21 protein-coding genes and 1 pseudogene are annotated in these 20,638 nt (G+C 33.0%); 17 read left to right on the forward strand and 5 right to left on the reverse strand.

What is annotated here, in order from left to right; genetic code table 11:
* Positions 1–58 precede the first annotated feature (58 nt).
* Both NSQ08_RS10285 and NSQ08_RS10290 read left to right on the forward strand, forming a co-directional pair.
* Positions 59–1,372, forward strand: a complete 1,314-nt coding sequence (locus tag NSQ08_RS10285; protein ID WP_033709060.1) for a hemolysin family protein — start codon at positions 59–61, stop codon at positions 1,370–1,372.
* Between the two features lie 391 nt (positions 1,373–1,763).
* On the forward strand, positions 1,764–2,630 hold the full coding sequence (locus NSQ08_RS10290; RefSeq protein WP_340774255.1) for an MBL fold metallo-hydrolase: 867 nt from the start codon (positions 1,764–1,766) through the stop codon (positions 2,628–2,630).
* Positions 2,631–2,793: 163 nt separating this feature from the next.
* Here the strand turns inward: NSQ08_RS10290 and NSQ08_RS10295 are convergent, their stop codons facing one another.
* On the reverse strand, positions 2,794–3,747 hold the full coding sequence (locus NSQ08_RS10295) for a nucleoside hydrolase (RefSeq protein ID WP_340774257.1): 954 nt from the start codon (positions 3,745–3,747) through the stop codon (positions 2,794–2,796).
* Between the two features lie 33 nt (positions 3,748–3,780).
* Positions 3,781–4,383, reverse strand: coding sequence for a DUF2441 domain-containing protein (locus NSQ08_RS10300; protein ID WP_016102044.1), 603 nt, complete (start codon positions 4,381–4,383; stop codon positions 3,781–3,783).
* 111 nt (positions 4,384–4,494) lie between these two features.
* Here NSQ08_RS10300 and NSQ08_RS10305 point away from each other — a divergent pair, with 111 nt between their 5' ends.
* The 6 genes from NSQ08_RS10305 (at position 4,495) to NSQ08_RS10330 (ending at position 7,564) form a co-directional block, all read left to right on the forward strand.
* On the forward strand, positions 4,495–4,731 hold the full coding sequence (locus NSQ08_RS10305) for a hypothetical protein (protein WP_229193939.1): 237 nt from the start codon (positions 4,495–4,497) through the stop codon (positions 4,729–4,731).
* Positions 4,649–5,098: a DUF2798 domain-containing protein gene (locus NSQ08_RS10310; RefSeq protein ID WP_229180808.1), complete on the forward strand. Its 450-nt coding sequence runs from the start codon at positions 4,649–4,651 to the stop codon at positions 5,096–5,098. The genes NSQ08_RS10305 and NSQ08_RS10310 overlap by 83 nt, the downstream gene beginning before the upstream one ends.
* Positions 5,099–5,279: 181 nt before the next feature.
* Complete coding sequence (locus NSQ08_RS10315; RefSeq protein WP_002127319.1) at positions 5,280–5,705, forward strand: DMT family transporter; 426 nt, start codon at positions 5,280–5,282, stop codon at positions 5,703–5,705.
* Between the two features lie 18 nt (positions 5,706–5,723).
* Positions 5,724–6,416, forward strand: a complete 693-nt coding sequence (locus tag NSQ08_RS10320; RefSeq protein WP_340774262.1) for a Crp/Fnr family transcriptional regulator — start codon at positions 5,724–5,726, stop codon at positions 6,414–6,416.
* A gap of 19 nt (positions 6,417–6,435) precedes the next feature.
* Positions 6,436–6,906 (forward strand): DMT family transporter, encoded by a 471-nt coding sequence (locus NSQ08_RS10325; protein WP_012260918.1) that lies wholly within the window; start codon positions 6,436–6,438, stop codon positions 6,904–6,906.
* Positions 6,907–7,060: 154 nt separating this feature from the next.
* Positions 7,061–7,564 carry a GNAT family N-acetyltransferase gene (locus tag NSQ08_RS10330; protein WP_044439691.1) on the forward strand — a complete coding sequence of 168 codons (504 nt, stop codon included), beginning with the start codon at positions 7,061–7,063 and terminating at the stop codon, positions 7,562–7,564.
* Between the two features lie 376 nt (positions 7,565–7,940).
* Here the strand turns inward: NSQ08_RS10330 and NSQ08_RS10335 are convergent, their stop codons facing one another.
* Entirely contained in the window at positions 7,941–8,762 is an 822-nt protein-coding gene (locus tag NSQ08_RS10335; RefSeq protein ID WP_340774274.1) for a class I SAM-dependent methyltransferase, read from the reverse strand.
* A gap of 45 nt (positions 8,763–8,807) precedes the next feature.
* Positions 8,808–9,248: a MarR family winged helix-turn-helix transcriptional regulator gene (locus tag NSQ08_RS10340; RefSeq protein ID WP_002127325.1), complete on the reverse strand. Its 441-nt coding sequence runs from the start codon at positions 9,246–9,248 to the stop codon at positions 8,808–8,810.
* 673 nt (positions 9,249–9,921) lie between these two features.
* Here NSQ08_RS10340 and NSQ08_RS10345 point away from each other — a divergent pair.
* Positions 9,922–10,329 (forward strand): GNAT family N-acetyltransferase, encoded by a 408-nt coding sequence (locus NSQ08_RS10345; protein WP_002127326.1) that lies wholly within the window; start codon positions 9,922–9,924, stop codon positions 10,327–10,329.
* Positions 10,330–10,411: 82 nt separating this feature from the next.
* The gene (locus NSQ08_RS10350) at positions 10,412–11,065 is read left to right on the forward strand and encodes an MBL fold metallo-hydrolase (protein WP_002031870.1); all 654 of its coding nucleotides are present in this window, start codon (positions 10,412–10,414) and stop codon (positions 11,063–11,065) included.
* A gap of 126 nt (positions 11,066–11,191) precedes the next feature.
* Here NSQ08_RS10350 and NSQ08_RS10355 read toward each other — a convergent pair whose 3' ends face one another.
* Positions 11,192–11,815, reverse strand: a complete 624-nt coding sequence (locus tag NSQ08_RS10355; RefSeq protein WP_002085667.1) for a TetR/AcrR family transcriptional regulator — start codon at positions 11,813–11,815, stop codon at positions 11,192–11,194.
* 122 nt (positions 11,816–11,937) lie between these two features.
* On the opposite strand from NSQ08_RS10355, the gene NSQ08_RS10360 reads away from it, so the two are divergent.
* The 7 genes and pseudogenes from NSQ08_RS10360 (at position 11,938) to NSQ08_RS10390 (ending at position 20,420) form a co-directional block, all read left to right on the forward strand.
* Positions 11,938–14,172: an MMPL family transporter gene (locus NSQ08_RS10360; RefSeq protein ID WP_340774290.1), complete on the forward strand. Its 2,235-nt coding sequence runs from the start codon at positions 11,938–11,940 to the stop codon at positions 14,170–14,172.
* A 431-nt stretch (positions 14,173–14,603) separates the two neighbouring features.
* The gene (locus tag NSQ08_RS10365; protein ID WP_340774294.1) at positions 14,604–16,184 is read left to right on the forward strand and encodes a spore germination protein; all 1,581 of its coding nucleotides are present in this window, start codon (positions 14,604–14,606) and stop codon (positions 16,182–16,184) included.
* Positions 16,181–17,284, forward strand: coding sequence for a spore germination protein (locus NSQ08_RS10370; RefSeq protein WP_340774297.1), 1,104 nt, complete (start codon positions 16,181–16,183; stop codon positions 17,282–17,284). The genes NSQ08_RS10365 and NSQ08_RS10370 overlap by 4 nt, the downstream gene beginning before the upstream one ends.
* A complete protein-coding gene (locus NSQ08_RS10375; protein WP_340774301.1) occupies positions 17,268–18,473 on the forward strand; it encodes a Ger(x)C family spore germination protein in 1,206 nt (401 codons plus the stop codon). The genes NSQ08_RS10370 and NSQ08_RS10375 overlap by 17 nt, the downstream gene beginning before the upstream one ends.
* A gap of 198 nt (positions 18,474–18,671) precedes the next feature.
* A pseudogene (locus tag NSQ08_RS10380) lies at positions 18,672–18,770 on the forward strand (GNAT family N-acetyltransferase); the annotation flags it as partial.
* Between the two features lie 54 nt (positions 18,771–18,824).
* On the forward strand, positions 18,825–19,721 hold the full coding sequence (locus NSQ08_RS10385) for a GNAT family N-acetyltransferase (protein WP_340774304.1): 897 nt from the start codon (positions 18,825–18,827) through the stop codon (positions 19,719–19,721).
* A 186-nt stretch (positions 19,722–19,907) separates the two neighbouring features.
* Entirely contained in the window at positions 19,908–20,420 is a 513-nt protein-coding gene (locus tag NSQ08_RS10390; protein WP_002141729.1) for a GNAT family N-acetyltransferase, read from the forward strand.
* Positions 20,421–20,638 lie beyond the last annotated feature (218 nt).

Raw genomic sequence — 20,638 nt, forward strand, 5'->3', positions numbered from 1 at the left:
AAAGAGAAAATATATCAGGAGGTGAATCCTTTAGTTTCAAGGAAGCTAAGGGAATTAGTTGGACATATTTAATTTAATCATGGTAGTGGTTTTAATCGCATGTACTGCATTTTTCGTAGCAATTGAGTTTGCTATTGTAAAAGTAAGAGGATCAAAGATTGATCAATTTGTATTAGAAGGAAAGAAGGGTGCGCTGGCAGCTAAGAAAGTGACATCAAACTTGGATGAGTATTTGTCAGCTTGTCAATTAGGGATTACAGTTACAGCAATGGGACTCGGGGCACTAGGTGAACCAACGATTGAGAGACTTTTACATCCTTTATTTGATAAGTGGAACATCAATCCTTCCATTGCAGGTGTATTATCTTTAGGAATTGCTTTTACTATTATGACGTACTTACATGTTGTAGTTGGTGAATTAGCACCAAAAACATTCGCGATTCAAAAGGCTGAGAAGGTTACTTTATTACTTTCGGCTCCGCTTATCTGGTTCTACAAAATCATGTATCCGTTTATTCGCTTGTTAAATGGCTCTGCAAGGATGATAACAGGAATGTTCGGCTTAAAACCTGCATCAGAGCATGATGTAGCACATACAGAAGAAGAATTACGATTGATTCTTTCTGAAAGTTATGAACGTGGAGAAATTAATCAAGCTGAATACAAATATGTAAATAATATTTTTGAATTTGATAATCGTATTGCGAAAGAAATCATGGTCCCCCGTACAGAAATTATAGGGTTACATGTAGATAATTCTTTAGCAGACCATATGAAAATAATCCGTGATGAAAAGTATACACGTTACCCAGTATTTGGGGAAGATAAAGATGAAATCATTGGCATGGTGAATGTGAAAGACTTCTTTATTCGTTATATGAATAAGGAAATAAAAGAATTCAATTCTATTCAATCGTATACGCGTCCAGTAATTGAAGTAATTGAGACCATACCAATACATAATCTTTTACTACAAATGCAAAAGAAACGTATTCCGTTGGCTGTGTTATATGATGAATACGGCGGTACGGCTGGTATTGTAACCATTGAGGATATACTGGAAGAGATTGTAGGAGAAATACGTGATGAATACGATGAAGATGAGCGTCCGCCCATCCAGCAAATGAATGAAGGTCATGTTGTCGTAGAAGGTAAAGTATTAATTAGCGAATTAAATGATTTACTAGGATTACATATGAATGATAGTGATGTTGACACGATTGGTGGTTGGATTCTGATGCAGAATTATGATATCCAGGAAGGGCAAACAGTAAATAGCGAAGGATATGCATTTAAAATTCTTTCTAAAGACCCTCACCAAATCAAACGTGTTGAAATACAAAAAGAAATGTTGGAAGCAGCAACTGTATAGTTGCTGCTTTTTATTCAGTTGATAACATGGTAGCCATCCTCATTAAATTCATTGATTGATCAACTCTTTACCTGTTAACACATTACCGAAATAGGGAATGATTGTTTCCTTTGCATTCCAGGTTCAACACCCCTTCGATATTGTAAAATGTATCTCATTTATACAAATTGTAATATAATTTACATGTAAATTCGTAGCGTAAAATAGATTAAAAGTAACAAATGTTGAGAAAGGATTCCCTTGTTGAAATTAGTATTTGTATTTCACTAGATAATAAAAAATGTAGAATGATTTCATTTCTGACATTGTTATTTAATAGTAATCAAAATACAAAATAAAGAATTTTCTCGGCTGGAAATTGTTACACATTCATAAAATGGAGGCAATAGTTATGCAGCAAATTAAAAAAATAGGAAACTCATTTTGGTATATGACACCTTTTTCCGAGACCGATAGACCTATCTTAGGAATGGTAGTTGGAAAAGAAAAGACTTTGATGATAGATGCAGGTAATTCAGAAGCACATACACAATTGTTTTTAGAAATGCTAAAAGAGCAAAATATCTCAAATCCTGATTTTGTAGCATTAACGCATTGGCACTGGGATCATATTTTGGGATTACCTGTACTACAAGGTGCATTATCTATTGCGCATTCTGAAACGAAAAGAGAGATGCAGAAACTAGTTTCTTATAAATGGACAGATGACGCGTTGGACACACGAGTAAAAGAAGGCACAGAAATTGAATTTTGTGCGGACTGTATAAAAAAAGAGTTCAGTGAACAACCAAGAAATATTCAAATTATTCCGCCGACCTTAACCTTTCAGAAGCAACTTGAATTAGACCTTGGTGATGTGACATGTGTGTTAGAGCATGTGGGCGGAGACCATTCACATGACTCTGTTGTCATTTATATTAAAGAAGAAAAGATATTGTTTTTAGGAGATTGTATTTATGCAAATATTTTTTCTTCTAAGTGGAACTATACGACGAAACGAACGTTTAAACTGATACAAGAATTAGAGAAATTTGATGCCGAGACCTATATTCTTTCACATGGGGAAGCTATAGATCGAAATGAATTTTTGCGAGAGATTCGTTTATTAAAAACAGTAGGAACTTATACGGAAACTCATAAAGGCGATGAAGAGAAGATAAAGGCAGCATATAAACAAGAACTAGATAGAGAATTAAATGAAGATGAGCTAGAAACAATAACGTACTTTGTAAATGGTTATGAAATGGTTAATCTGTAAAACCTAGCTCTAAATCAATTGATGCTTGTTCTGACCAAATGCAATGTAACTGCACAAAAAGAGTATTGAAAATTAATTCAATACTCTTTTTAATAATTAAATATCCAGCCCCAACCAATTTCTAAATCTTTTTGCTGGCTCATCAACTGGGTTTATACGGATTTCAACACTGGTTGTGATTAGCAGCTTTTTTAGCTAATTCAGTAATATATTCAAAGAATGCATCACGTTTTACATCATAAATGACATTTACTGGTCTTCCGTTAGCAGTTTCCACTGTACGTCCTTGGCTGGGTCCGTATGTATGAACGATACTAGTAATCGTTTTTGTTTTTGCAAGATCAGCTTTCCCAACAAACGCAGCAGTTAATACATCCCACAAATAGTAGGTAGAGTTAGTTGAAAAGTGAACGAGAGGGGGGACCATTGCATAGCATTGACCAAGGAAATCAACACCAATATACTTACGCTCTTTTGCCCACTGTTCACGTATGTCTATAGTTAGCGGAACCTGGTTTGTACTTTCTAGAGTTACTAAATCAATGATTATATTAGCATTCCAAACACGAGCTACTGCTTCGGGATCCCAAAATGAATTCCACTCGGCTGTTCCGTCATGTTCTGGCTCATGTACATTGCCTGCAGTACGAAATGTACCGCCCATCCAAACGAGACGTTCAATTTTATCTTCGATTATTGGAGATTCATATAGTGCACGAGCAAGGTCAGTCAGGGGCCCTGTAAATAATAAAGTTATTTTTCCATCAGTTTGTAGAAGAGTCTCTATTATATGATGATGTGCAGGTTTTTTTGATGCAGGTGTAACAACTTTCCCAAACTCATTTAAAATTGGTAAAGCATCTACATAAAATGCATGCATCCGCCATTCTTTTGGAAATGGGTTTTTCCCACGAGAGTTGGACGCTGCTACCTCAATATTATTTTTGCCGAAGCGATCTATAATTTTACGACTGGCAGACATTGCTGGTTCTAAATAACAATCTGCAGGAATAACTGAAACACCTGTAAGTTCTACATTTTCCATCTGGAGTAGTAAAAATAGTGATATTAAATCATCTACACCACCATCATGATTGAAGTACACTTTTTTCATCATTTTAATCTCCATTCTTTAATATTTAACCAGGAATTAAATTTTAATTGATGAAAAATCATCAATAATTTCCACCACTTCAATTCTCCCATTAATCAGTAACTCAGGAAGTTCATTTCTAACGTTTCCTTTCCAATACTCTCTAGCTTGTTCCATTTTTTGAGCGAAAGGAATACCATCTTCTTTCGGCAAAAGGTTTCCATCACCTTCAAAAGAACTTCCGATTACTCGTAGTTTAACAATCTGCAAAACTTCTCGATTATAAGAATCAAATAGCGCTTTCCATTTCAAAGCATCCTCATAGCTTTTGGAAGCATATAAGCAAGACAACCTTGAGGGATATTCAGGAAATTCTTGCAGTCTAACCATTTCTACAATCGTTTCTCTAACCGCTCTAATTGTTTGATCTATATAATTCAGAACTACTTTAGCATTTTCATTATTTATATGTAATTCCTCATTGATATAATGCCTTTTTAAAATTTGAATGGAGTCTTCATCATTAGAATTTAATTGTTCTCTTTCAAAAAAGAAGTGATAGAGGGTATTAGTTTGATTTTTGTCAAAGTGAATGATTTTTCCGATACTCATTGTTTTCCTTGTAACGATGTGATATGCGTAAAATTCTGCTTTATTCATGGTTATCCTCCTAGTAGTAATTATCATATAACTCAATATTAAATTTAATAATTCAACATCAAAATATATAAAACCTTTGTAAGTAAAAAGTTATAAAGTGGGAGGATTGGAGTGAAGAGTGGAAGAAATGCACGTAAACGCTTTAAAAATGTTCACAAAATGTTCACTTACGAAGGAGTTTCCAATATCGATATAATGACAAAGACTCAAAGAGAAGGGATGATGAAAATTGCCAACAACAAGAAAGGAAAACCTCCAATTTGGTATGATGATGTGCCTCGGGATGGTTATCGTTATGACGTTTTACAATTTATTAATGAATGGAGCAGGAGGACCAATTCATATTAAGGAAATCGCATTAGAACTAATAATTGGATTTATTATTGCGCTATTAATTGAAATATGTATCGTTGGACCGTGTGCGAAAAAGATTGTATTTGCATTACCATTTGATAAATCAAAAAAAGTAAACATGATTATTGCGATGGCAACAACAATGGTAATCGGAATGGTATTCTTTATGTCATTTTACGGAATGGCTATGATGTATTTACATAATGGGTTACATGGTGACTCATTCGCTTCAATTTATTTCTCGATTTTCATTAAAAATTTCATTATGGCGTACCCACTTCAATTAATAATAATGGGACCTCTTGTACGTTTCTTATTTGGAAAGTTTGTTTTGAAGAATAAAGCTGTTAATGTAGCGTAGTTTTAATTACTAAAATATTATATACGGATTAAATATTTTAAACACATCTCACATATTTTGAGATGTGTTTTTTCGTGTACATTACTAATTATTTTCATATCGATGTGACATTTGTCCTTTTGTCGTTGTAGTATTGTAGCTTTTAATTAAATCATAGATAGAAGATTAGGAGATGATTTTTTTGAAAGGTATTTTACTTTCAGTTTTTGGAGGAGTATTCATTACACTTCAAGGTACGTTTAATGCGAAACTTAGTTCAGATATCGGTATATGGTCGACGAGTATTATGACGCATTTAATTGGGTTTCTTATTGCAACAACTATATTTTTGTTAAAGAAAGAAGAGAAAGTAACGGATTTAAAGGGTGTAAAAAAAGTATATTTAGCAGCTGGCGCACTTGGTGGGTTGATTATTTGTGCGGAAACAATGGCGATATATTCAATGGGAGTTACATTAACAGCTGGAACACTTATGGTTGCTCAATTATTAACAGCTACTGTTATTGAAATGAAAGGATTATTTCATATAAAAAAGATACAAATGGAGAGATACCATATTGTGGGGACAATAGTAATGATTTTAGGTATTTTTGTGTTTAATATGTAAGGAAAGAAGGGACTGTAAGTGGATAATAAATCAGACTTAATTATTCAATATTTGAAAGCTTATAATATACTTGAAATTTTTTCAGGAATAAGTACTGACAATTTTCAAGTAAATCATTTTGAAAAAGGCAAGCTTATTTGCGATAAAGATGATGAAATTCATCGTTTATATTTTGTTATTAAAGGAAAAGTAAAAGTTTACACGATTACACCAGAAGGAAAGAAACTAATCCTTCGCTTTATCAATCCATTAGCAATTGTTGGTGATATTGAATTAATACAAAATAGCAAAGCACATAATGTTGTTGAAGCTTGTTCAGATGTTGTAGCAATCTCCATTTCTAATACAGTTATTAGAAATAAGTTATTACATGATCCTATATTTATGAAGTTCTTGCTTGAAAACATTGCGAACACGTTAAAAATATCAACTCGTTTTACAGCTCTAAATTTACTTTATCCGGTAGAAGTACGTGTAGCTAGTTATTTACTTTCGATTTCAACGGATAGTAATGGGAATATGTATAAAGAGGATTTAGATTCAACTTCTGTATCAAGTATTGCAGATTTTATAGGTGTAAGTTATAGGCATGTAATTCGAGTTTTACAAAAATTTTATAGTGAAAAATTAATTAAAAAGAATAATGGAGTTATTGTAATTAAAGATTTTTCTAGAATGAAGGAAGTTGCTAAAGATAATATATATGAGTAATGAAAGGGAGAGAAGGGTTATGATTGGATTTAGTTTAGCTATATTAGCTGGAATATTAATTAGCTTACAATCTGTTTTTAATACGAAAGTGAATGAAATTGTAGGACAGTGGTTAACAACTGCATGTGTTCTTGGAATAGGTCTCATAAGTTCTGTTTTATTTCATATCATTACAGAGAAAAGTATAAGCGTTAACTTTTATACTGCAAATTATTTATTTTATATAAGTGGATTGTTTGGTATCGGATTAATTATTTGTATAATGGGTGCAATAAAGAGTTTAGGTCCAGCTTATACGGTGCTCATTAGCCTTATTACTCAATTAGTTGTTGCATTATGTGTTGATACATTTGGATTGTTTGGAATGGAGAGAGTACCTATACAAATAAATAAATTAATTGGTATAGGTCTATTAATTGTAGGGGTAGGAATTTTTAAAAATCTTTTTTCGAATAAGAAAGCTATTACTATAAATGAGGATAGGGTCTAAAGAATTTAAAGGAAAAAGGTGTTAATAATTAGAACATATACATTTAGGTGGTAGTAAATGAGCGATAAGGAGAGAAAATAAGTGATTCAGTACATGTTGGAAGATGGTGTACATTATATTATGAGTGCAGTGACATAACTAGGAGGTTTCCACTATGACAGCTTTATTTAAAGCTATGGAGTTCCAGCTGAAAACTGAACGACTTGATCTGAGTATGTGGGAGGAATCCGATTCAGTCTGGATGAGAAAATTAATTGGCGAACGTGGTGTGGATATGCCAACCCTTGACGCCGTTCGTAGCAAGCTTATCGAGATGCGTAAGAGAGCAGGCGAAAATGGCATTTCCCTTCTCACTATTCGCCGACGAGACGAAGGTGATTTCATCGGATACTGTGGCTTGATTATCGGTCGTTCCACACTGGAAGAGCCGGAGATCGCATACGAGTTGTTCCGCAGTGCTCATGGCAAAGGCTATGCGACTGAGGCAGCATCTGTTGTGCTGGACGCTGCGATTGCTACGGGGCGCCACAGACTTTGGTCGACTGTAGGCGCTTGGAATGTTGCGTCCTTCCGGGTGTTAGAAAAGATAGGATTTAAGAGGCATCACAGTACGTGGGACGAGCGCGGTGAGATTGTTTGGAACGTACGCGACCTTTAGAAATCCCGGACCTAACTCGAAACTATTGAAAAGGAGAAGAGGTCATTAGTTTGGGCAAGAATCCAGATAAAGATAAAATAACTGATTTATAATTCAAATAGTGACAAACTATAACTGAAGCATGTCCTCGAAAGCGGAGTGTTGCCTTCGCACCGAGGCTATGTCCTCCTCCCAAAACCAATCGAACGTTTCAAGTTATATATCTTTATTATACTGATTAAACTAAATATTTATTGTTTACTTATTTCATTCATTATGTAAATAAAAAAGGATAGTTAGCCCTCATAATGGACTAACTATCCTATAGATTATTATATGAATTTAATAAAATCGAGGTCTTCTTTTATATATGATTAATATATAAGCTATAGATTTATCATTTTTCAAACCGTATATGAACGAACTTCAACATCTTTATTAAATTTACAATCCGCATCATAATTCGTGTACTTCCATCCCAATCTTTATTTGTAGGTATATGTTTAAAGAAAGGGGAGCAGCTTAATATTTTTATGTTAGAAGACCACTTTTCTATTGTCTTTGGATTATTTACGTAAAAATACATCATAGCGCCGTTATTACCAGATTTTTTTACAGTAGCATTCGAAAGTGTCAGTGCGAACTTTGATTCGGCATCAAAATATAACTCTCCTCCAGTAAAACGTTTTGCCATAGCGACAAATATCTCCTTCAGTTCTTCTTCTTTAAAGTAATAAAACACACCTGCTGATATAAAAAGAATACCGTCTTTTGGATCATATTTTATATCGTTGAACCAAGAAGTGTCAAAAAATGATTTGGCAATGCTTATATTTCGTGGTGTATCTTCAATTAATGTTTTGCGGAAAGCGATCGCATCAGGCAAATCAAGGTTATACCACTGTATAGTACCGTTATCAATTCTTGAAAAAGTAGTGTCTAGTCCAGAACCGATATTTACTATAGTAGCATTCGGATGTTTTCTAATAAATTGTTTAATAGTATCATCTATTTTTCTTGCACGGGTAATGTAAGTGATACATCCATATTCGCCAAATGTATCTGCTATTTTAGAGAAATCAAAGTCGCATTCTTTAATAATCCGAATAGCTTCCGTATCATCTAAAATATCCTTGTTTTTCTCACTACCATATGCTCGTCCCCATAGTGGAATAAGCATAGTACCTTGAACTGATTGTAAATCTATTTCTTTAACCATGAAACGTCCTCCATTTAATAATAAAAAAATATCATATATATATGATTAGTCGTTATTTAGCATTTTTGATAGCATTTTATTTGTTTTATACAGTCCGTAAGTTAAATCACGTTGATCTTCTTCACTGAGTTTTTCAAGATTACTAGTGAAATTATTATAAATTTGTTTCCATCTTTCATAATGTACTTTTTCAGCTTTATCTGTTAAGGAAATTAAAACAGCTCGTTTATCTACTGTATCTTGTTTTTTTACAATGTATCCGTTTTGCTCTAAATTACGAACGGTTACACTTAATTGTTGTTTAGGTATGTTTAAATAACTAGCAATCATTTTTAAATTTACAGCGACTTTTTGCTGGGCAATATACTCAACTATGTGTTGCTCTAAATGTGTAAATTCAGTGGATTTCTCTGATAATAATTTGAAAGTACCTGACATATTTAATAATAAATTCATGTATTCGTTTATTAATTCTTTATTAGTCATTATTTTTCGTGTCCTTTATCAATTTAGTAATTATTTTATTACTATTTTTACTTAAAATCAAATAATAACATTGATATTAGTAATTGTTTATTTACTAATATCAATGTTATTTAAATCGTGAGAGATGCAGTAGAGGAAAAGTTAAAGTTTTTTATGAGCGGTGAGTAGAAAGATTATAAAATATTACTTTATACATAAAAAACTAATGAAGCCAATGTCTTTTTCAGTCATTATACTATTAATAATTTTATGGTAAAATCTTTTACATAATGAAATAAAGGGGTAGTATTCTATGGGTTATTTCTCAAATAGTTTATTAGTTTTGTTTGTTCTTATCGTATGTAGCTGTATGATTTTTGGTTGATAATATAATGATGGATTGATATAAAAGAAGGTATCTCACAAAGATGAGATACCTTCTTTTTCGTATAATTGTAATTTAGATTCAGTATTTGGTGATGGTTGAAATGTATATATTTTATACTCACCATTAGTTGATATATTAAACAAATATTAAATAGAGAAATATATATGGTACCAATCTTATTAAGTTCCTTATGTTTTTAAAGAGAAGGAGTTTCATTTTTTTTTATTGAAGTATTGTTCTAGTCAGTTTAACGACGGTCAAAAATTTTATGGAATAAAAACAAAAAGGATGATAAGGAGTATTTACATGAAAACTATTTTAAATTACACGATTGAACCCCCTAAAGATTTCAATGAATTATTAACTATGTATGAATCTTTAGGATGGAATTCTCTTGAATTATCGGTTAATGAGTTAGAGCAAATGTGTAAACAAAGTTGGTATGTGATATATGCTTTTAAAGAGCAACAATTAATTGGGATGGGACGAGTAATATCAGATGGTGTAATAACGGGCATTATTTGCGGTGTATGTGTAATGCCAGAGTATCAGTCCATGGGCGTTGGAAAGGAAATAGTGGAACGATTAATCCGGCACTGTGAACAAAAACGAGTTATTCCACAACTTATGTGTGTTGAAGATTTAAAATCTTACTATGAATCAATTGGATTTGAGGGATTTTCGATTGGTATGACGAAACATATTAAACGATAGCGGGGCTTTGTAATTTAGAATTACTTGTTTATCAGGCCAATTTTTAGATTTCAAAAATTTCGTTATAAAGGAGAATAATGTTATGGAGATTGCTAAAGGGGTAGAGATGTTACATCTTGAGTTTCAAGAGTATATTATTCACCCAATTCTTTTATGGGATGATGAAATGGCAGTTTTAATAGATACTGGATTTCCTGGACAAATTGAAGATATACGAATAGAAATGGGTAAGGTTGGAGTATCGTTTGATAAACTAAAAGCCGTGATTTTGACGCATCAAGATATAGATCATATAGGTAGTCTTCCTGAACTATTACAAAACTGTGGAAGTAATATAAAAGTCTATGCTCACGATCTAGATAAGCCATATATCGAGGGGGAGTTACCTTTGTTGAAGGATGCACAAGTACAGAATCCACCAAAAGGAAAAGTGGATGATACTTTGGTTGAAGGCCAAGAACTTCCATATTGCGGTGGTATTCTTATTATTCATACCCCAGGGCACACTCCTGGTCATATTAGTTTATATTTGAGACAAAGTAAAACTCTTATCGCTGGGGATTCAATGTATAGTGTAAACGGAATTTTAGGGGGAATTCATGCCCCAACTACTTTGGATATAAAAGAAGCGCAAAATTCTTTGAAGAAGTATTTAAATCTAGAAATTGATTCTGTAGTTTGTTACCATGGTGGATTAAGTAAGGGGAATATAAATGCACAAATTCAAGAGCTATAGATAAGAATTTTTTGTTAATCGGTGCTAAAGTATAATTTAATTGCTAGTATATAAATAAAACCCTTAAATTAATAAAGAGCATGTTTGAAGGAATTTCAAATGTGCTCTTTATTAAATATAATCAATTTAATTTTGATGACTTAATCCATTCCAATAAAACGAAACGATTTCTTTTGCTAATTCATCTATATTTGCAAGAGTAGGATTGTGATTCTCATCTTTAAAATTCCCGATTGATAATAAAGCGACGAAAGCATGGGCAGCAAATTTAGGATTTCCTTTAGGAATTTCTCCAAGGAGAATTGCGTTATCTAGCGCTTTTTCCAACACTTCATACATGTTATCCTCGGCATTTTTTAATTCCTTTAATTGCTCTTCAGATAAAGAAAGTTTTGCATCTTTCATAAAATTATTCATATCAATATCCATCGTTGCGTGTAAGTATACTGTAGCAAAGTTCAATAATCTTTCTTCCAAAGTTTTATTCGTAGAGAGTATTTGATCCATATTTTCTCTTATGCGCACCATCATTTGAATCATAGTAGCGGTAAATAGATCAGCTTTTGTTGAATAGTAATAGTAGACAGTTGCTTTTGTAACTCCACATTCTTTCGCGACCTCATCCATTGAAACAACTTGATAATTTTGAGTGAGAAATAACCTAGTTGCAACTTCTAAAATGATTTCTTTTGTAGACTTTGTATTTTTATTTTGACGAGGCCTTCCGAGAGGACGTTGTTTTTGATCCAAATACATTCGCTCCTGACATTTATTATTGAGATAATTATAACATAATTTTTTAATCATTCTTGATTAATTAACCGACCAGTATATATAATTAATATTGGAGGAAAAAAGGAAGGTGGGGTTTTATGAAAAAGCACCCGTTACATATGTTAGGGAGGCTTGTAGCAGGGAAGAATACGCAATGGATAACTTTATCGGTATGGATTCTTATTACATTAGTACTTTCATTTACGTTACCACAAGTAAACAGTACGAAAGAACCGAATCCGAAAAATTTACCTGAAACAGCTATGTCACAGCAAGCTGAAGCACTTATGAAAAAAGAATTTCCTAATAATGCAGGAAACCCGTTGTTAGTTGTATGGCATCGGGATGGTGGATTAGAGTCAAAAGACTACAAATTAATACAGGACGTTTATAAAGAGTTAAAAACGGACCCTTTAAAAGAACAATCATTGTTACCACCATTTGATACAATTCCAGAGCAAGTATTATCAAAAAGTGCATCAAAAGATGGTACATCATTTGTCACACCAATATTTTTTAATAAATCTGCTGGAACGGATATATTAAAAGGTAATTTAGAAGAGTTACGAAAAATAGTGAATAGTAAAGTGGATGAAGATCCGTTCAAACAAAAAATTACCGACTCTGGTTTACATGTTCGATTATCTGGGCCTGTAGGTATTCAAACGGATGCGGTAAGTTTATTTAGTCAAGCTGATGTGAAATTATTAGTTGCTACTGTACTACTAGTATTGGTTTTATTAATTTTACTGTACCGTTCACCAATTTTAGCAATTTTACCTTTACTCGTTGTTGGTTTTGCATATGGAATTATCAGTCCGACACTGGGCTTTTTAGCAGACAATGGATGGATTAAAGTAGATGCACAGGCTATATCGATTATGACTGTCTTACTGTTTGGAGCAGGAACGGACTATTGTTTATTTCTTATTTCAAGATATAAAGAGTACTTGCTAGAAGAAGAAAGTAAGTATAAAGCATTGCAACTTGCGATAAAAGCATCAGGTGGAGCAATTATAATGAGTGCACTTACTGTAGTATTAGGGTTAGGAACGTTATTACTTGCTCATTATGGAGCTTTTCATCGATTCGCAGTTCCATTTAGTGTGGCTGTTTTCATTATGGGAATCGCTGCTTTAACGATTCTTCCAGCATTATTATTAATTTTCGGTAGAGTTGCATTTTTCCCGTTCATACCGAGAACAGCTGAAATGAATGAAGAGTTTGCAAGAAAGAAAAAGAAAGTAGTAAAAGTAAAAAATACTAAAGGGTTCTTTAGTAAAAAACTTGGGGATATTGTTGTAAGTAAACCGTGGACAATTATTATGCTAACCGTATTTTTATTAGGAGGCTTGGCTTCATTTGTACCGCGTATTCAATACACGTACGACTTATTAGAATCATTCCCGAAAGATATGCCATCACGCGAAGGATTTACATTAATTACGGATCATTTTTCAGCTGGAGAATTAGCGCCAGTAAAGATTGTAGTTGATTCAAAGGGAAAAGATTTACCTATTAAACAAGAAATAGAGAAATTATCTTTTGTTAATAAAGTGAAAGAGCCAATGAAGGGAAAAGAAAATAATCAATTGCAAATGTATGAAGTTTCTTTAGTGGAAAATCCTTACTCCATTGAATCATTAGATCAAATCCCTAAATTGAAAAGTAGTGTAGAAAAGGTATTAAAAGATGAAGGAATTAGTCAAGCTGAGAATCATTTATGGATTGGCGGAGAAACAGCTTCCTTATATGATACAAAGCAAATTACTGAACGGGATGAAGCGGTTATTATTCCGGTTATGATTAGTATCATCGCTTTACTTTTACTCGTGTATTTACGTTCAATCGTTGCGATGATTTACTTAATTGTAACTGTCGTTTTATCTTTCTTCTCTGCATTAGGAGCAGGCTGGATTTTACTGCATTTCGGTATGGGAGCTCCCGCGATACAAGGTGCGATACCGTTATATGCATTCGTATTTTTAGTTGCTTTAGGAGAGGATTATAATATCTTTATGGTTTCTGAAATATGGAAGAATAAAAAGAAACAAAATCATTTAGAATCAGTTAAAAATGGTGTTATACAAACAGGTAGTGTAATTACATCCGCGGGTTTAATTTTAGCAGGAACATTTGCAGTATTAGGTACATTGCCAATTCAAGTTTTAGTTCAATTCGGTATTGTGACAGCAATCGGTGTATTGCTAGATACATTTATTGTAAGACCACTGCTTGTACCTACGATTACAGTCGTTTTAGGACGCTTCGCTTTTTGGCCAGGAAAGCTTTGGAAAGAAGAAAAGCAATTACAAAAAGAAGATACTTTATAAAAGAAGGTTGCCGATAAAGTCAGTAAAACTGATTTTTAGGCCACCTTCTTTTTTGTTGGTCTGATATAGAATGATCATTTTGAATATACAATGAAAAATATAGATGAAATGTAAAATGAAGTTTTAAGTGCATTAAAATTTTTCTTATCAGACATAATAATTCGTAAGAAATTCCAATTGAGTGAGGAATTTCTAAAATTATTTATCGTTATAGGATGATTAAAATGTGGGACATGATTGTTTTGTATGTACCTGAGTGGAAAGTTTTTATACAAGCCTTTATCGTACTATTCATTCCATATATAATTTCAAGATTTTTTAGTTGGATTCGCACATTAGAAAAAGAATAATATAACGAACTACATTCAAGTGAAAACAAATATTGATATGTAAAGAAGAATGGTATAAGAAGCTTTTTTGGAGAAAGAGTGATGAAGGTGAAAGCTCAAGATTCAATGGTTAATCAAAGAAAAGATCAAAGTAATACATATGAAGATGAGCCCACTAAAGTTCCTGAATCCTATTTTACAGGTAATTTCAATTTAGATTTAGAGGTTATAAAAAAAGAGGCTCTTGATAATTCGGACGTTTATTGTCGAGAGTTTAATATCGGCGGGACTAGCATCCGCGCAGTTCTTGTTTTTGTAGAAGGGCTGTCAGATAAAGATCTTATTGATATGCACATTATGAAATCATTAATGTGTAATTTTCCTGATGAGTATAAAGATGAATCATCTAATATGAAAGATAGTGTTTCAAAAGAGTTTATTAAAAACCGAGTTCTTCCTATTAGTGGAGTGGAAGAAGTACAATCTGTGCAAAAAATGATGTCAAAGGTGTTAATGGGTTCAACGGCATTATTAATTGATGGATTATCAGATGTATTAATACTTAATACAAAAAAAGGAAAAACACGTAATATTGAAGAGCCAATATCAGAGGGATCGGTTAGGGGTCCACGGGTAGGTTTCACAGAAGTTTTATCGGACAATACTGCTTTGTTACGGTTACACGGTGAAAATGAAGGATTATCATTAGTGAAATTTCATGTAGGAGAACGGGCTAAGAAAGACTTGGTTGTTGCCTTTATGAAAGAGATTGCTGATCCAGAATTAGTAGAAGAAGTTAAGAAGAGAATTGAGAAAATTAATATTGATAATGTGCCAGAATCAGGTTATATAGAACAACTTATTGAAGATAATTATCTTAGTCCTTTCCCGCAAGTACAGAGTACGGAACGTCCTGATAAAGTTATCGCTGCATTAATGGAAGGAAGGGTTGCAATTTTATTAGATGGAACACCTTTTGTATTAATTGTTCCGGTTACATTTAGTATGATGATGCAATCACCCGAAGATTATTATGAACGCTGGATACCAGGTACGCTGATTCGGTTATTGCGCTTTGGAACGGCTATTATTTCTCTATTTGCTCCCGCTCTGTACATTTCATTTATTTCATTCCATCCTGGATTGATTCCAACTAAGTTAGCCATTTCAATTATAGGAGGGCGAGAAGGCGTCCCGTTTCCTGCAATTATAGAAGGATTATTTATGGAAATTGCAATTGAAATTTTACGAGAAGCAGGGCTACGACTACCTAAGCCTATTGGTTCAGCGATGGGAATTGTAGGAGGATTAATCATTGGGCAATCAGCTGTATCAGCTGGAATTGTGAGTCCAATAATGGTAATTGTTGTGGCGGCCACAGCTATTTCTTCTTTTGCACTTTCTCATTATAGTACAGCAATTCCATTACGTATTCTTCGCTTTGTAGCTATGTTTTTCGCTGCTATATTCGGATTATATGGAGTTATTCTATTTTTCTTATTTATATGCAGTCATATTTCAAGGCTTAAAAGTTTTGGTGTACCTTATGCTAGCCCGGCTGTCTTATATCAATTTACCGATTGGAAGGATTTTATTGTTCGTATGCCAATTCAGATGATGAAGCGACGTCCAAAAATGTTGAATTTAAAAGACTATGTACGGAAAGGAAGTGAAGAGGAATGATTACTAACTCAAAGGATAAAATTCCTACTTCACAAGCAGCTGTTATTCTTATCAATTATATACTTGCTATCGGAATTCTCACTTTACCTAGAACCGCGGCTGAGAAAGTGAATACACCTGATGTTTGGATAACTGTTATTTTAGGTGGATTAATTGCGATGGTTGCGGGTATAATTATCGTGAAGTTAAGTCAACAATTTCCTGAAAAAACATTTTATCAATATAGCCAAGAACTTGTAGGGAAATGGTTTGGGGTGTTAATTAGTTTATTGATTATCAGTTACTTTTTTACACTTTCGTCATTTGAACTTAGAACGTTGGAAGGTATAACAAGTTTCTTTCTACTAGAAGGTACGCCTGACTGGGCTATTATTATGCCATTCATGTGGATAAGTCTATATTTAAATTTAGGCGGAATAAATGCGATAGCACGTTTATTTGAAATTATTTTTCCAATTACAGTTTTTATTTTCTTAGTGACATCTTTTATGAGTATAGGAATATTTGAACTCGATAATCTTCGTCCTGTATTAGGATTAGGGATTGTTCCGGCATTAAAAGGCCTAAAAACAACAACTATGGCATATTCGGGTGCTGAAATTATGTTGTTACTTTTAGCCTTTATGAAGAAGCCATCTCAAGGTGTAAGGGTTGTAATAATTGGCACTATGATTCCTTTACTTTTTTATGTCATCACAGTTGTAATGGTTATTGGTGCATTTTCTATCGATGGGGTATTGATGAGAACATGGCCTACAATTGATCTTATGAGAAGTTTTGAAATTCAAGGTTTAATTTTTGAACGGTTCGAATCTTTGCTATTAGTGATATGGATTATGCAAATCTTTGCAACATATACAATCTGTTATTATGCAGCTGCTTTAGGGTTAGCACAGCTCTTTAATAAAAATATTCATTCCTTTTTGTATGGATTACTCCCAGTAATTTATATCGTTTCCGCAATTCCGAAAAACATAAATGAGTTATTTGAATTTGGAAATTTGATTAGTAACGCAGCGATAATATTATTTGGTATTCTTCCGATTCTTCTCCTAATGATTTCGAAGGGGAGGAAAAAAAAGCATGAACCAAAATGTTAAAGGTAGAAAAATTATTATAAGAATAACATCAATCGTTTTTCTCTTATTACTTACAGGATGCTGGAGTAGTCATGAAATTGAGGAGTTAGGTTTCGCCGTAGGTATAGCAGTAGATAAAGAAAAAGAAACAAAGATTGAGAAAGAAATTGAAGAAAAGGGCGGCGGATATAAAAAGAAGAATTTAATAACAACCACCTACCAATTTGTTAAAGCACAATCATCATCAGACGGAGGCAAAGGTGGAGTATCACAACAAAAAGCTTATATGAATGTTGCAGAAACAGGAGATTCTCTTCATCAATCAATACGTGAAGTTGCATTAAGAAGGCAAAGGCCTATCATTTTTCATCATACGAAAGTAATAGTTGTTAGTGAAAGTATCGCCCAAACATATAATTTAACGCAGTTATTGGACATCTACGTTCGTGATAATGAGATGAGACCTAGTTGTTTTATTATGGTTAGTAAAGGGCTAGCTAGTGATGCGTTACAATCAAAAGAACCAGGGGAAATTCCAGCATTTCGCTTGATTGATATCGAGGATAATCAATATAGATCCTCACGAATTTTACCACCGATGCCGCTTGCTAAACTACCAGGAAAGGTGAAATCTGGGGCGAGTTTTCTTTTACCAAATGTGATTTCTATAAACGGAGAAGTGAAATATGTAGGTGCTGCTGTAATTAAGGGGCGTACAAAAAAACTTCGTGGTTTTTTAAACGAGAATGAATTAGAAGGCTTAATGTGGATAACTGCAAAAGGGAAAAGTGGCTTGGTGAAAAGTTATGATAAAAAGACAAAAAAATTAGTTATGTATGAAGTGAAATCTATGAAAAGTAAAATTACGCCCCATGTTAAAGGGGATAAAATCTCATTCGATGTCAATGTGCAGTCTGTGGGCCGGTTATCCGAAAACTGGTCTGAGTCAGAGGAAGCTTTTAAAAATACATTTCTCAAAAGGACGGAGCAATCTGCGGAGCAAGAAGTGAAGCGATTAGTGAAACATACATTACAAAAAATTCAAAAGGAATATAAAACTGATGTTGCTGGCTTTAATACTCGTTTGAAAATCAAGTATCCAAAAGTATGGAAGAAAGTTGAAAAGGATTGGGATAAAGTGTTTAGTAAGGCGCCAATTAAATATAATGTTAAGCTAACCATTGAAGACTATGGTACGGAAGGCGCATAACGAAGAAATAATTAAAAATATACAAAAGCTCTGAAGCATGAATTTTTTATAAAAATGCTCCAGAGCTTTTTATTGTGCAGGTTTATTGTATTTAGCAAATGAATGAGAAGATAAATATTTCGTTTTAATATTCCTTATTTTGTAATTATTTATAAATGCTAGTAAATATAATCGCTAAAAATAGGAGTGATGAATGGAAAATTAGATTGGGTAAATGTATTGGAACCGTTTCATCCAAGTAAAGATGATGTTCCTTATGTAATAATGGGAAAAGTATTAAAAACAAAAGTGAATTAATAACTTTGTTGTACATATAAATTATTGGTTTGTAACATTTAAGGGGAAAACAAAATGACGATAATATCTATTGAAAAAGCTACAATTTTAGATGCTGAAAAGTTGACAGAAATAATGAAAAGAACATTCAATGAAGAAGCAAAACAATGGTTGTCTGATCAAGATGGTGTAATTGATTATAACATTCAACCACCAGGATATTCATCAGTTGAAATGATGAAATATTCGATTGAAGAACTGGAATCTTTCAAAGTGATAATGAATAAAGAAATTATCGGGGGAATTATAGTTACGATTTCTGGTAAGTCTTACGGTAGAATTGATCGTATATTTGTAGAACCTAAACATCAAGGAATAGGAATTGGAGCACAGGTAATTGATTTTATAGAAGAAGAGTTTCCAAGCGTAAGAATTTGGGATCTTGAGACGTCTAGTAGACAGATTAATAATCATCATTTTTATAAAAAAATGGGCTATGAAACAATTTTTGAAACGGAAGATGAGTATTGTTATGTGAAAAAAATAAAGATAGCTTTAAGCGAAGAAAACTTAGTTAAAAATAAAGATATGAAAAATGGTCAATACGAAAACTGTAATTTGGCAAATACAGAGTATTATCAAGTAAATTTAAAAAATAGTTCATATGTTAGCAGTAATGTAAGTCAATCAACCTTTAGAAATATTAATTTTAGAAATTCCTCATATGCAGATTTAAATATTTCTGGCAGTAAATTTAATTTTGTGACTTTAGGTGGAGTTCAATTTAGAGATACAAGCCTTGGAGAGGATAAAGATCCTATTTCATTTGATAGATGTGATTTGGAAAGTACTACAATACGTAGTAGTAATCTGAAAAATATTGAAATAGAAAATTGTGATATTACTGGTATGAAAATAAATGGTATTTCAGTAGAAGAACTGCTTGAGTTGTATAATAGGGTAAAAAATTAAATAAAAAATCACTTAGCATATTCTAAGTGATTTTTTCATTTTGAACGAGAGGGAATATAAGAGATGATGTTCAAAAAGCGAATATTATATCGAAATAATTATATAAAAATAACACAAAGAAATAAGGGTTGGCAGGATTTTAATATGGGATATTAGAATATGAATATTTGAATGGAGGGGAAAAAGATGGAGATTAACGTTAGAGCAGTAGAAACACAAGATGCTAGAGCAATTCATCGTATATGCATACAAGATGATGTTTTACCTTATATGGTTTTCTTACCTAGTATGCGTGTAGATGCAATGGAGAATAGAATTCGAAATTTAGCACAGAATCAATTTGAATTTGTTGCAGAATATGATGGGGAAGTTGTTGGATTTGTCGGTTTAACCCAAAGTCCAGGGCGAAGATCTCACTCGGGTGATTTATTCATCGGAGTAGATAGTGAGTATCACAATAAAGGAATTGGAAAAGCACTTCTTACAAAAATGCTTGATTTAGCTGATAATTGGCTAATGTTAGAACGAGTGGAACTTGGTGTATTAGAAACGAATCCTAGAGCTAAAGTATTATATGAAAAATTTGGATTTATCGAAGAGGGTGTAAAGGTTGGGAATTTGAAGGCTCATGGGAAATTTGTTAACGAAATCATGATGAGTCGTTTTAGACCAAATGGTTTGATTGTACATAATAAATAGGTGTGTAAATTGAACAGAAATATCGATTTGTTTTGAAAAAAGTATGGCAAACTAATGTCATGCTTTTCTTGTTTATCCCGCTATTTGTGGGCAGTAAAACTCCCACCTCAAAATTTGGCTGGAGCAAAGAAGTTATGTGGGAGTCGGGCTGCCCGTAAACGCCCGATTGGTGAAGGCTAATAATCAGTGGGGGATGAATAAAATCCCCACTGATTATT

It is taken from the genome of Bacillus sp. FSL E2-8887, from assembly GCF_038007205.1.
GTDB lineage: Bacteria > Bacillota > Bacilli > Bacillales > Bacillaceae_G > Bacillus_A > Bacillus_A mycoides.